At 70.3% G+C, this 12,182-nt stretch carries 11 protein-coding genes and 1 tRNA gene; 6 read left to right on the top strand and 6 right to left on the bottom strand.

Features of this window, described 5'->3' with window-relative positions; genetic code table 11:
• Nucleotides 1–47: 47 nt before the first annotated feature.
• The 5 genes from VNW53_RS06755 to glmU all read right to left on the bottom strand — a co-directional run bounded on the left by VNW53_RS06755 (nucleotide 48) and on the right by glmU (nucleotide 6,357).
• Complete coding sequence (locus VNW53_RS06755) at nucleotides 48–1,436, bottom strand: class II 3-deoxy-7-phosphoheptulonate synthase (RefSeq protein WP_325554458.1); 1,389 nt, start codon at nucleotides 1,434–1,436, stop codon at nucleotides 48–50.
• A 104-nt stretch (nucleotides 1,437–1,540) separates the two neighbouring features.
• On the bottom strand, nucleotides 1,541–2,728 hold the full coding sequence (locus VNW53_RS06750) for an O-antigen ligase family protein (RefSeq protein ID WP_325554456.1): 1,188 nt from the start codon (nucleotides 2,726–2,728) through the stop codon (nucleotides 1,541–1,543).
• The gene (gor, locus tag VNW53_RS06745; RefSeq protein ID WP_325554454.1) at nucleotides 2,725–4,107 is read right to left on the bottom strand and encodes a glutathione-disulfide reductase; all 1,383 of its coding nucleotides are present in this window, start codon (nucleotides 4,105–4,107) and stop codon (nucleotides 2,725–2,727) included. Before gor ends, VNW53_RS06750 begins: the two co-directional genes overlap by 4 nt.
• A 29-nt stretch (nucleotides 4,108–4,136) precedes the next feature.
• Nucleotides 4,137–4,823, bottom strand: coding sequence for a ribose-5-phosphate isomerase RpiA (gene rpiA, locus VNW53_RS06740; protein ID WP_325554453.1), 687 nt, complete (start codon nucleotides 4,821–4,823; stop codon nucleotides 4,137–4,139).
• Nucleotides 4,824–4,968: 145 nt separating this feature from the next.
• The gene (gene glmU / locus VNW53_RS06735; protein WP_414693252.1) at nucleotides 4,969–6,357 is read right to left on the bottom strand and encodes a bifunctional UDP-N-acetylglucosamine diphosphorylase/glucosamine-1-phosphate N-acetyltransferase GlmU; all 1,389 of its coding nucleotides are present in this window, start codon (nucleotides 6,355–6,357) and stop codon (nucleotides 4,969–4,971) included.
• A 78-nt stretch (nucleotides 6,358–6,435) separates the two neighbouring features.
• Between glmU and VNW53_RS06730 the strand changes: the two genes are divergently transcribed.
• From VNW53_RS06730 to VNW53_RS06705, 6 genes are all read left to right on the top strand, one after another.
• The gene (locus tag VNW53_RS06730; RefSeq protein WP_325554451.1) at nucleotides 6,436–8,715 is read left to right on the top strand and encodes a transferrin receptor-like dimerization domain-containing protein; all 2,280 of its coding nucleotides are present in this window, start codon (nucleotides 6,436–6,438) and stop codon (nucleotides 8,713–8,715) included.
• Entirely contained in the window at nucleotides 8,705–9,427 is a 723-nt protein-coding gene (locus tag VNW53_RS06725; RefSeq protein WP_325554450.1) for an HAD hydrolase-like protein, read from the top strand. Before VNW53_RS06730 ends, VNW53_RS06725 begins: the two co-directional genes overlap by 11 nt.
• 55 nt (nucleotides 9,428–9,482) lie before the next feature.
• Nucleotides 9,483–9,557: transfer RNA gene (locus tag VNW53_RS06720), tRNA-Val, on the top strand.
• Nucleotides 9,558–9,763: 206 nt separating this feature from the next.
• The gene (locus tag VNW53_RS06715; RefSeq protein ID WP_325554448.1) at nucleotides 9,764–10,045 is read left to right on the top strand and encodes a BrnT family toxin; all 282 of its coding nucleotides are present in this window, start codon (nucleotides 9,764–9,766) and stop codon (nucleotides 10,043–10,045) included.
• Nucleotides 10,017–10,289: a BrnA antitoxin family protein gene (locus tag VNW53_RS06710; RefSeq protein ID WP_325554447.1), complete on the top strand. Its 273-nt coding sequence runs from the start codon at nucleotides 10,017–10,019 to the stop codon at nucleotides 10,287–10,289. Before VNW53_RS06715 ends, VNW53_RS06710 begins: the two co-directional genes overlap by 29 nt.
• A 146-nt stretch (nucleotides 10,290–10,435) precedes the next feature.
• A complete protein-coding gene (locus tag VNW53_RS06705) occupies nucleotides 10,436–11,413 on the top strand; it encodes a S1C family serine protease (RefSeq protein WP_325554445.1) in 978 nt (325 codons plus the stop codon).
• Nucleotides 11,414–11,488: 75 nt separating this feature from the next.
• Here the strand turns inward: VNW53_RS06705 and VNW53_RS06700 are convergent, their stop codons facing one another.
• On the bottom strand, nucleotides 11,489–12,136 hold the full coding sequence (locus VNW53_RS06700) for a 2-hydroxychromene-2-carboxylate isomerase (protein WP_325554443.1): 648 nt from the start codon (nucleotides 12,134–12,136) through the stop codon (nucleotides 11,489–11,491).
• Nucleotides 12,137–12,182 lie beyond the last annotated feature (46 nt).

Genomic DNA, 12,182 nt, shown 5'->3' with positions numbered 1-12,182 from the left:
GCGGGGATGAGCGCGATTGGGTGTCGCGCGCCCTTCCCGCTCGCCCGCTAGGCCCCGCCTGCAGCCGCGCGCCTGGCCTCGTCGAGCCGCTCTTCCTTCAGCTTTTCGGCCACCAGGAAGGCGAGCTCCAGGGCCTGCTCGCCGTTCAGGCGTGGGTCGCAGTGGGTGTGGTAGCGGTCGGCCAGGTCGCCCTCGGTGACCTCGCGGGCGCCGCCGGTGCATTCGGTGACGTTCTGGCCGGTCATCTCCAGGTGGACGCCGCCGGGGTGCACGCCCTCGGCCTTGCAGATCTCCACGAAGCTTTTGACCTCGGTGAGGATGCGGTCGAAGGGCCGGGTCTTGTAGCCGTTGTTGGCGGTCAGCGTGTTGCCGTGCATCGGGTCGATGGCCCAGACCACCTTCTTGCCGGCGGCCTTGGTGGCGCGCAGCAGGGCCGGAAGGCGCTTGTCGATCTTGTCGTGGCCGAAGCGGCCGTAGAGCGTCAGGCGGCCGGGCTCGTTGGCGGGGCTGAGCGCGTCGGCCAGGCGCAGGAGGTCGTCGGGCTCCATCGTCGGGCCGCACTTCACGCCGATGGGGTTCCGGATCCCCTTGAAGAACTCGACGTGGGCGCCGTCGAGATCGCGGGTGCGCTCGCCGATCCAGACCAGGTGGGCGGAGGTGTCGTACCACTGGCCGGTGGTGCTATCGACGCGGGTCATCGCCTCTTCGAGGTTGAGCAGCAGCGCCTCGTGGCTGGTGAAGAACTCCACCTGGTGCAGGCTCGGGTGGCTCTCCGGCGTGACGCCGATGGCCTCCATGAAGGCGAGCGATTCCGAGATCTTCTCGGAGAGCTCGCGGTACCGGGCCCCCTGCGGGCTGTCGTTCACGAAGCCCAGCGTCCATTTGTGAATATTGTGCAGGTCGGCGTAGCCGCCGCCGGCGAAGGCGCGCAGCAGGTTCAGCGTCGCAGCGGACTGCGAATAGGCCTGGATCAGCCGCTGCGGGTCCGGCGTGCGGGCCTCGGCGGTGAACTCCATGCCGTTGATGATGTCGCCGCGGTAGGACGGCAGGGTCACGCCGCCGACCGTCTCGGTGGGCGCCGAGCGCGGCTTGGCGAACTGACCGGCCATGCGGCCCACCTTCACGACGGGCTTTCCGCCGGCGAAGGTCAGCACCACCGCCATCTGCAGGATCAGGCGGAAGGTGTCGCGGATGTTGTCGGCGTGGAATTCCTTGAAGCTCTCGGCGCAGTCGCCGCCCTGCAGCAGGAAGGCGCGGCCCTCGGAGACGTCGGCGAGCAGGCCTTTCAGGCGGCGGGCCTCACCTGCAAAAACCAGCGGCGGCATGGCGCGCAGGGTCTGCTCGGCCTTGGCCAGGGCGGCCAGGTCCGGATAGTCGCCCGGCATGTGCTTGCCGGGCTTGCCCCTCCAGGAGGCCGGCGTCCAATGTTCCGTCATCGCTCCAACTCCGCGCCCCGCGGTCCGGCGGGGAAGCCGGGCGTTCTACTCCAAGATAGGGGCGCAGGTCGATGCTTGCAGGCCCGGGCTTCCAGGGTTTGGGCCTACAGGGCCTTTTCCTGGGCGGCGTTGGCCACGGCCAGCAGGGCCACCAGGGCGCCCAGGGCCAGCCACCACTCCTGCCAGACTCCGAAGTTGACGCCGAACAGCAAGTAGACGCAGGCGCTGGCCGCGGTGGCGGCGGCCGCCAGGCTGGGGGCCGGCCGCGACAGCCGGCTCAGCACCACACCCCAGAAGGCCGCCGCGGTCACCGCGCCCACGGCGCCCAGCTCCAGCCAGATCTGCAGCGGATTGTTGTGCGGATGCAGGATGATGCCCGGCCCGAACATGCGGCTGGCCTCGAGCCCCCAGCCCTGCAGGGGCCGCAGTTTGATCCAGTCGATGGCGTGGCTCCAGTAGCCCATGCGCATGGAGTCGGTCTTGGGCAGGTCGGCGCGGATCGCCTCGTAGTCGAAGAAGTGGCGGACCGCCCAGATGCCGAACGGCATGGCCAGGAACAGCACCGCCGCGGCCAGGGCCAGAAGCTTCGGCGCGCCGCGCGGCCAGCGCCAGACCAGCAGGGCCACGATCGGCGCCAGGAAAAGGCTAAGGACCGGGGCGTCGTAGCCGAAGGCCAGCGCCGCCGCGCCCGTTCCCGCCGCCATCGCCAGGGCCAGCCAGGGCCGCAGGCGGCGGGGTCCGCTGAGCGCCGCCAGGGGCCAGAGCAGGCCCAGCACCTGGGTGGTGTGGCCGTCGTTGGATTCCGCCAGGTCGTCGCGGATCGGCCCGTAGACCGCGTGCAGCGCCTTGTAGGCTACGCCCCGCGTCAGGCCCTCCTCCAGCAGCACCAGGCCGAACAGCGCGCAGCCGTAGGCCAGGATGTGCAGGGCGCGGGTGCGCAGCACCGGGTCGGCGCGCCGCGCCGCGGAGATGGCGCTCCAGTAGAGGGGCAGCTCGAAGGCGAGCTTGAGGATGCTGTTGTTGGCGGGCTTGGTCGGATGGTACGGGCTCCAGGTCGTCGAGACCGCCGCCCAGATCAGGCCCGCGAACAGGATCATCGCCGCCGGCCGGTCCCGGTCGTCGATCCGCACCGCCGGCAGGCAGAGCAGGCCCACGAGGGACATCAGGCCGGAGAACCCCAGCGGCCAGAGCCACCCGAAGGGGGCGACCAGCACCGCCGCGCCGATCAGCACCCAGCCGCACCAGGCGGCCAGCAGGTCACGCGGGGCGGCGGCAGTGCGGCTGGCGCTCACGCCACCTGCCCCAGGCCCATGGGTACAAATTTCTCACGCATGGTGACCAGCTCCTCGGCGAGCGTCGGGTGGACCGCGCAGGCGGCGTCCCACTGGGCCTTGGTGACGCCCATCTTGATGGCGATGGCGGCCATCTGGATCATCTCCGGGGCGTCGGGGCCGACCACATGGCAGCCCACCACCTTCTCGGTGGCGCAGTCGACCACCAGCTTCAGCAGGGCGCGTTCGTCGCTGCCGTTGAAGGCGTATTTCATGGGTTTCAGGCGGGCCAGGTAGATGTCGACCTTGCCGCAGACCTTGCGCGCGTCGGCCTCGCTGAGGCCCACCGAGCCGATCGGCGGCTGGGAGAAGACGGCGGACGCCACGGTCTCGTGATCGAACGCCGTGGGCCGGCCGTAGAACTCGGTCTCGGCGAAGGCCTGGCCTTCGCGGATCGCCACCGGCGTCAGGTTGATGCGGTCGGTGACGTCGCCCACCGCCCAGATGTTCTCGACATTGCTGCGCGAATGGTCGTCGACGGCCACCGCGCCCCGCTCGGTCAGCTTCACCCCGGCCGCCTCCAGGCCGAGTCCTTCCACATAGGGCTCGCGTCCCAGGCAGAGCATCACCACGTCGCTCTCGACCTCGTGGCCGTTGGAGAACCGGCTGAGCAGGCCGCCGGAGGTCTTCTCGATGGCGGTGTGCTGGGTCCCCAGGACCACGGTGATCCCGCGCTTCTCCATCTCCTCGGCCAGGTGGCTGCGGACGTCGTCGTCGAAGCCGCGCAGCACGTTCGGGCCGCGATGGACCAGGGCGGTCTCGACGCCCAGGCCGTTGAAGATGCCGGCGAACTCCACGGCGATGTAGCCGCCGCCGGCGATGACGATGCGCCTGGGCAGCTCTGGAAGGTGGAAGGCCTCGTTGGAGGAGATGGCGAGCTCCACGCCCGGCAGGTCCTTGGGCGCCCAGGGCCGCCCGCCGGTGGCGATCAGGATCTTGTCGGCGGTGCGGGTTCCGACCTTGTCGACTTCGACGGTGTGGGCGTCGAGCAGGCGGGCCTTGCCGTGCGCCAGCTCCGCGCCGGCGTTCTGCAGGTTGCGGACATAGATGCCGGAGAGCCGGGCGATCTCCTTGTCCTTTTCCGCCAGGAAGGCCTGCCAGTCGAACGTCGCGCCTTCGACCGTCCATCCGTAGCTCTTGGCGGTCTTGAAATGGTGGGAGAATTCCGAAGCGTAGACCATGAACTTCTTGGGCACGCAGCCGCGGATCACGCAGGTGCCGCCGACCCGATGCTCCTCGGCGACGGCCACCTTGGCGCCGGACATGGCCGCCAAGCGCGCGGCGCGCACCCCGCCGGAGCCCGCGCCGATCACGAAGAGGTCGTAGTCGTACTTGGCCACCGTCGGGCCTCCTTGGTTCGCTCGGCCGTTCAGGGCTCGAGGGTCATGACGCCGCCGTCCGCGCCGATCAAGGCGAGGTCGGCCAGATCTAGGAACAGGCCATGGTCGACCACGCCGGTGACGCTTTTCAGCGCCGCCGCCAGGGCCGCCGGCTCCTCGATCCGGCCGCAAGCTGCGTCATAGATGAGGTTGCCCCCGTCAGTTCGCACGGGGCCGCCGTCGGTTACCCGCAGCCGCGGCATCATGGCGATGTCGAATTCGCTGAGCACGTCGCAGATCCGCAAGGCCGTGGTCTTGTGCCCGAAGGCCACCACCTCGATCGGCAGGGGGAATTTTCCCAGCGTCTTCACCTGCTTGGCGGCGTCGGCGATCACCACGCAGCGGCCCGAGGCCTCCCACACCAGCTTCTCGCGCAAGAGCGCCGCGCCGCCGCCCTTGATCAGCGAAAGCCCCGGCCCGATCTCGTCGGCCCCGTCGACGGTGAGGTCGATGGCCCGCGTCTCGCCCAGTTCGGCGATGGCAAGGCCGAAGCTGGACGCCAGGTCGGCGGTGGCCTGCGAGGTCGCCACGCAGGTGACGTTCAGGCCCCGCGCCGCCAGGGCGCGCACGAACCAGGCCGCGGTCGAGCCGGTGCCCAGGCCCACCACCATGCCGGTCTCGACAAGCGCCGCGGCGGCCTCGCCCGCGGCCCGCTTCTGATCGTCCGCCGAGCTCAACCCAACCCCCGCTCATCCCCGCGAAGGCGGGGACCCAGGCTTTTTTCGTTGCGGCGCGCAGACCTATCGCGGCGGCGCCAACCCAGACTCAGAAGCACCAAAACACCTGGGTCCCCGCCTTCGCGGGGATGAGCGGAAGGGAAGATCATGCCTTTCCCTTCGCCGCGCGGGCGGCCAGTTTGCGGGCGCGGAACTTGGCCGCCCAGCCTTCGCGCTGCACCTGGGCCGAGCGTTCGACGGCCAGGGCGTCGGCGGCCACGTCCTTGGTGATCACCGAGCCGGAGCCGGTGTAGGCGCCCGGCCCCACCTTCACCGGCGCCACGAGCGCGGTGTTCGAGCCGATGAAGGCGCCCTCGCCCACGTGGGTCTCGTGCTTGTCGAAGCCGTCGTAGTTGCAGAAGATCGTGCCGGCGCCGATGTTCGCGCCCGCCCCCACCGAGCCGTCGCCCAGGTAGGTCAGGTGGTTGGCCTTGGCGCCCTTGCCGACCGTGACCTTCTTGACCTCGACGAAGTTGCCGATGTGGGCGTCCTCGCCGATGTCGGCGCCGGGCCGCAGGCGGGCGTAGGGGCCGATCAGGGCGCCGGGGCCTACACGGGCGCCCTCCAGGTGGCTGAAGGCGCGGATCACGGCGCCGGTCTCCACCGTCACGCCCGGCGCGAAGACCACGAACTGCTCGACCGTCACGCCCGCGGCGATCTCGGTGTCGTAGGAGAAGTGCACCGTCTCCGGCGCCGGCATGGCCACGCCGTCGGCCAGCGCCTGGGCGCGGCGGCGATCCTGGAAGATGCGCTCGGCCTGGGAGAGCTGCATCGGCGTGTCGCACCCCATCACCGCGCTCTCGGGGACGATTGCGGCCCGGGTCGCGGCCTTGTCGTCGGCGGCGAGGGCCACGATCTGGGTGAGGTAGTACTCGCCCTTGGCGTTGTCGTTGGTGGTGCGGTCCAGCCAGCCGAACAGGCGGGCCTTGTCGGCGCAGAGCATGCCCGCGTAGCAGGTCCGCACGGCCAGTTCGGCCGGACTGGCGTCCTTCGGCTCGACGATTCGGCTGACCTCGCCCCTCGCAGTCATCATCATTCGCCCGTAGAGCAGCGCGTCCACCGGCTCGAAGCCCAGCAGGGCCAGGTCCGCGCCCTGCCCGCGCAGCTCGAACAGCGGCTCCAGGTCGGCGGGGGCGAGCAAGGGGCAGTCGCCGTTTGTCACCAGGACGTCGCCCTCGAAACCGGCCAGGGCCTCCCGCGCCGCCATCACCGCATGGCCGGTGCCGAGCGGCGGGTCCTGCACGGCCACCGCGCCCTCGCCCAGCCGGCGGACGACAAGGTCGCGCACGGCGGAGGGGCCGGCGCCCACCACCACCACGATCCTCTCGCAGCCCGTCGCTTCGACGGTGTCGATCACCCGCTCGAGCAGGCCGCGCCCGCCCACCTTGTGCAGCACCTTGGGCGTGGCGGACTTCATCCGCGTGCCTTGTCCGGCGGCGAGGATTACGGCGGCGCGCGCGGTCATCAGGCAGGGTCTCCGGGCCGAGTCAGCAATCTTGCTGCGTGGCTTACCAAGCCTTGGCGCCGGGCGCGAGAAGCGGCTAGCTTCCGGGCCTTCGTCGGGGAGTAGTTCATGAAACGTCGCGTCGGTCTCGCCACCCTTCTGTCCGCCTGCGCCATCGGCGCCGTCACCACCGCCTGGGCCGCGCCCCCTCCGATGGACTCGAAGGCGCTGGAGGCCAGGTTCGACGCCCAGATCGACCCGGCCGAGATGGGGACCTGGCTGAAACTGCTGGCCGCCGAACCCAACCACGTGGGATCGGTCCACGACAAGACCAACGCCGAATGGATCGCCGCCCAGCTCAAGTCGTGGGGCTGGGACGCCAAGATCGAGACCTTCAGCGTGCTCTATCCGACTCCGATCAGCGAGGCCCTGGAGCTGGTGGGCGGGCCCGGCGCGCCGTTCAAGGCGACCCTGCAGGAGCCGCCGGTCCCCGGCGACCAGCCGACCTACACCAAGGACGCCCTGCCGGCCTATGTCGCCTTCCAGGGCGACGGCGACGTCACCGCCCCGCTGGTCTACGCCAACTACGGCATGCCCGAGGACTACCTGGCGCTGGAGCGCATGGGCGTCTCGGTGAAGGGCAAGATCGTCATCACCCGCTACGGCGGCGGCTGGCGCGGCCTGAAGCCCCTGCTCGCCCAGATGCACGGGGCGGCCGGGGCGCTGATCTATTCCGATCCCAAGGACGACGGCTACGCCACCGACGACGTCTATCCGAAGGGCGCGGCGCGCCCGGCCCATGGCTTCCAGCGCGGCTCGGTGGCCGACATGCCGATCTATCCGGGCGATCCGCTGACGCCGGGGGTCGGCGCCACCAAGGACGCCAAGCGGATCGACCGCAAGGACGCGCCGGTCATCCTGAAGATCCCCTGCCTGCCGATCTCCTACGGCGACGCCCAGGTGCTGCTGGCCTCGCTGAACGGCCCGGTGGCGCCGGCCAATTTCCGCGGCTCGCTCCCGATCACCTACCACGTCGGCGGCGGCGAAGGCTCCGGCAAGGCCCACCTGGCGGTCCAGTCCGACTGGTCGCAGAAGACGCTCTACGACGTGGTCGGCACGCTGAAGGGCTCGGAGGCCCCCAACGACTGGATCGTGCGCGGCAACCACCACGACGGCTGGGTGATGGGCGCGTCCGACCCCCTGAGCGGCCAGATCGCGCTGCTAGCCGAGGCCAAGGCCTTCGGCGCCCTGATGAAGACCGGTTGGAAGCCCAAGCGGACCATCGTCTACACGAGCTGGGACGGTGAAGAGCCCGGCCTGCTGGGCTCCACCGAATGGGCCGAGACCCACGGCGACGAGCTGAAGGCCAAGGGCGTCGTCTATATCAACACCGACGGCAACGGCCGCGGCTTCTTCCGCGCCGAGGGCAGCCACGCCTTCCAGCACTTCGTCAACCAGGTGAGCGCCGACGTGAAGGACCCGGAGACCGGCGTCTCGGTGCGCGACCGCGCCCGGGCCCGGCTGGCGGTGGGCCTGTCCGAAGGCGGCGGCGGGGGCCGTGGCGAAGGCCAGTCGCCGCAGATGAAGGCCGCGGCCAACGATCCCAGCAAGGATATCCCGCTCGGCGCCCTGGGCTCCGGCTCCGACTATTCGGCCTTCCTGCAACACCTGGGCGTGCCGTCGATCGACTTCGGCTACGGCGGCGAGGGCGAAAGCGGCGGGGTCTATCACTCGCTCTACGACGACTATCAGCACCACTCGACCTTCGTGGACCCGGGCTTCGCCTATGACGCCACCCTGGCCAAGACGGTGGGCCGCGCGGTCATGCGCCTGGCGGACACCGACCTGCCGGTGCAGCGCTACGGCGACTTCGCCGACACGGTGGCGACCTACCTCGACGAGGTGAAGAAGCTCGCCGACACCACCCGCGACACCGCCCGCACCCAGGCCCGCCTGCTCGGCGCCAACGCCTATCAGCTGGCCGCCGACCCGACCAAGCCGCACGCCAATCCGGCGCCGTTCGCCGCCTCGCCGACGACGGACTTCGCGGCCCTGGACGGCGCGGTCGGCAAGCTGAAGGCCAGCGCGGCGGCCTTCGACGCGGCGCTGTCGGCCAAGGGCGAGGGGCTGAACAAGGCCCAGCGCGCCAGGCTGGACGCGGTGATCCGCCCGCTGGACCAGACCATGCTGCGCCCGGAAGGCCTGCCGGGCCGACCCTGGTACATGAACATGGTCTACGCGCCCGGCCGCTTCACCGGCTATGGCGCCAAGACCTTGCCGGGGGTGCGCGAGGCCATCGAGGAGCGGCGGTTCGACGACGCCCAGAAGTACGTCGGCCTCACCAGCCAGGCGCTCGTCGCCTACGCTGGCGAGCTCGACCGGGCGACCGCCATCCTCAATGGGGGCTGATCGGGCGGGGGGCCAGTCAAAAACGGCGGCGCTTTCGGGCGCCGTCATCGCCTTCGACCTGGACGGCACCCTGGTCGACACCGTCCACGACCTGGTCGGCACGCTCAACTGGCTGCTGGCGACCGAGGGCCTGGCGGCCCTGTCGCTGGATGCCGCGCGGCCGTTTATCGGCCGCGGCGCGCGCTGGCTGATCGAGCGGGGGTTCCAGGCCGCCGACGCGCCCCTGGAGCCCGGGCAGGTCCAGCCTCTGCTCGACCGCTTCCTGGTCCGCTACGAGGCCCATATCGCCGATGAGAGCCGGCCCTTCCCCGGCTGCATCGCCGCCCTGGAGGCGCTGAGGGCGAAGGACGCCAAGCTGGTGGTCTGCACCAACAAGCTGACCCGCCTTTCCGCCGCCTTGCTCGACGCGCTCGACATGAGCCGGCTGTTCGACGCGGTGATCGGCTCCGACCGGGCCCCGGCCATCAAGCCCGACGCGCGCCACCTGCTCACCGCCATCGCCGAGGTCGGCGGCGACCCGGCGCGCGCGGTCCTGGTGGGCGACGCCGGCACCGACGCCGGCGCGGCGCGCGCGGCGAAGGTGCCGCTGATCCTGGTCAGCTTCGGCTACACCGAGACGCCGGCCCGCGACCTGGCCCCCGACATCCTCATCGACCACTTCGACGAGCTGCCGAACGCCTGCGTGCGCCTGCTCGGCGCTTGCGAGCCGTAAGCCCTCGGGCTATACGCCCCCTCCTTCGCGAAGCGCGCCAAGCCTTCGCGCGAGCGGATGCGTAGCTCAGCGGGAGAGCACCTCGTTCACACCGAGGGGGTCACAGGTTCAATCCCTGTCGCATCCACCATCGCCGCCTTGGCGAGCGGCGCGCCCGCATCGCAGATTCCGTCTCGACCCGGCGAATTGGGCGACAGCAGCTTCGGTCGTGACGTTATTCGAAAGGCTCCTCAAATCTGGAGCCTCCGATGTCACAACTTGCCGCCTCATCGCACCCCATCTTATTTGTACGTACAAGCCCTTGCGCGCGATAAATTCCGTACATACATTTATGCCGTGGAGATCGAGTTCGACCCCGACAAGAGCGAGGCGAATTCGGCGCGCCGAGGCCTTCCTTTTTCAGGGGTGACCGAGTTCGATTGGACCACAGCCCTGGTGGTCGCCGACACGCGCCACGCCTACCCGGAACCTCGGTTCCTGGCTCATGGACTGATCGGCGGCCGCCTCCATGCGGTGGTCTTCACGCCAACGGCCACTGGCGTTCGCGTGATCAGCTTCCGCAAGGCCAATGCGAGAGAGGTCAAGAAATATGCCCAAGCCCGACCCCGAACTGATTGACGACGAAAACCCAGAATGGACGGAGGAGATGTTCGCCCGCGCGCGTCCTGCCGCCGAGGTCATGGGCGAGGCCTTCATGGAAATGGCCCGCAAGCCCGGCCGGCCCAAGACGGTCGCGCCGAAAGAGCCTGTGACCATCCGGTTGGACTCCGCGATCGTCCAACGGCTGCGCGCCAGCGGCAAGGGGTGGCAGACCCGCGTGAATGACGAGTTGGCTCGGCTGATCGCCAAAGGCGCGCTTTAGCGGGAGAGCGCCTCGTTCACACCGAGGGGGTCACAGGTTCAGTCCCTGTCGCATCCACCATCGCTTTCTGGAAATCGCGTGCCTCGCGGGTCTTGCGCTCCGGACACGGGGCGCCAAATTGGAACCCCTCACAGGAGTTCCCCTAGGTGACGTCCCCCTTCGACGGCTATGAGGTCGAACCGCGGCTGCGCCCTCGGGCCGCCCGCTACGACTTCGACCTCGACGGCGCGCTGGATGCGGTGGTGGTGCTGGAAGCCCGGGTTCCGGCCGACGCCTTCACGGCCGCCTCACTGGGCACGGATCGGTTGGGCAACGGCATCGTGCTCGGAACCGAGGGCCTGGTGCTGACCATCGGCTACCTGCTGATGGAGGCCGACCGCGTCACCCTGACCGCCAACGACGGGCGCGAAGTCCCCGCCCACGTCCTGGGCTCCGATCCCGTGACCGGCTTCGGCCTGCTCCACGCGCTCGAACCCCTGCGGCTGCCCGGCCTGCCGCTGGGCGATTCCCGTCGGCTGAAGGCCGGCAGTTCGGTGATCCTGGCCGGCGGCGGCGGCCGCGCCCACGCCGCCGCGGGCCACGTCCTCACGCGCCAGCGCTTCGCCGGCTATTGGGAATACCTGCTCGAGGACGCGATCATCACCGAGCCGCCGCACCCCCACTGGAGCGGCGCGGCGCTGATCGGCGCGGCCGGCGAGCTGATGGGCGTCGGCTCGCTCACCATGCAGCACCGGACCGCCGACGGCGCGGTCGCGTCCAACAACCTGTTCGTGCCTTCGGAACTGCTGCCGCCCATCCTCGACGACCTGGCCAGCGGCCGGCCGGCGCATCCGCCGCGGCCCTGGCTTGGGCTCTTCGCCCAGGATGTCGGGCGCCATGTGCTGATTTCCGGCGTCAGCCCCGGCGGGCCGGCGGCGCGCGCCGAACTGCGCGCCGGGGACTCCATCCTCGCGGTCGGCGGCAGCGCCGTCGCCGACCTCGCCGACTTCTACAGCCGCGTATGGGCCTGCGGCCCGGCGGGCGCGACCATCCCCTTGCGGGTGCAGCGGGAAACCGACGTATTCGACCTGGAAGTCCGATCGGCCGACCGCATGGCCATGATGAAGAAGCGCCGCCTGAACTGAGGCCCGGTGGGCGACACCCCCGGGCGTCTGGCCCCATCCGCCTCGAAGCCGCCGGCCGATCGCCGAAGGTGCGCTTTAGCGGCGCTGTAGCCCCTGCTGCTCCATCCGCCACTTGAGCTGGTCGAAGCGGTCCTGGCCGAAGAACGGTTCGCCGCCGAAGGTCATCATGGGCACGCCCCAATGGCCGGCGGCGCGCTGGGCGGTCTGGTTTTCTTCCACCGCCGCGGCGAAGGGCTCGGGGTCGGCCTCGACCGCGGCGGCCATCTCGGCGAAGTCGAGACCCGCGCGGCTCGCCGCCTGAGCGAGGTGGTCGCCTTCGTGCCAGTTGTCGACGCCGCCGCCCCAGATGACGCGGCTGACCTCGTCGAGGAAGGCCAGGCCTCGGCCGCGCTGCGCCGCCGCCACGCCCAGGTGGGTCAGGCGGTGGATGTGGGGCTGCTTCATCCGGTAGCCCGCCTCCGGCGAGCGCTGCACGGGATCGGGCCGGGGCCAGCGGAACGGCAGGCCGAGGAAGGCCGCCTCGCGGAACACGTCGACCATGAAGTAGCGGACCCACAGGGGGTCCTGCTGCTCGAAGAACTCCGGCGTGCGCACCGCCAGGGGATAGACCGGCCGCACGTTGCAGGCGACGTCGTAGTCCCGCTCCAGCGCCGCCAGCCGGGGCGTCACCAGGTAGGAATAGGGCGAGCGGAAGGACCAGTAGAGGTCGTAGCTGAGCGTCATTCGTCGAACCCCGTCGTGATCCATTTTATTGTGACACAAGGTGTGC

The organism is Phenylobacterium sp., from assembly GCF_035569475.1.
In the GTDB taxonomy this organism is placed as follows: Bacteria; Pseudomonadota; Alphaproteobacteria; order Caulobacterales; family Caulobacteraceae; genus Phenylobacterium.
Note: the sequence above shows the minus strand (reverse complement) of the source record. Positions and strands in the feature narration are given on the sequence as shown.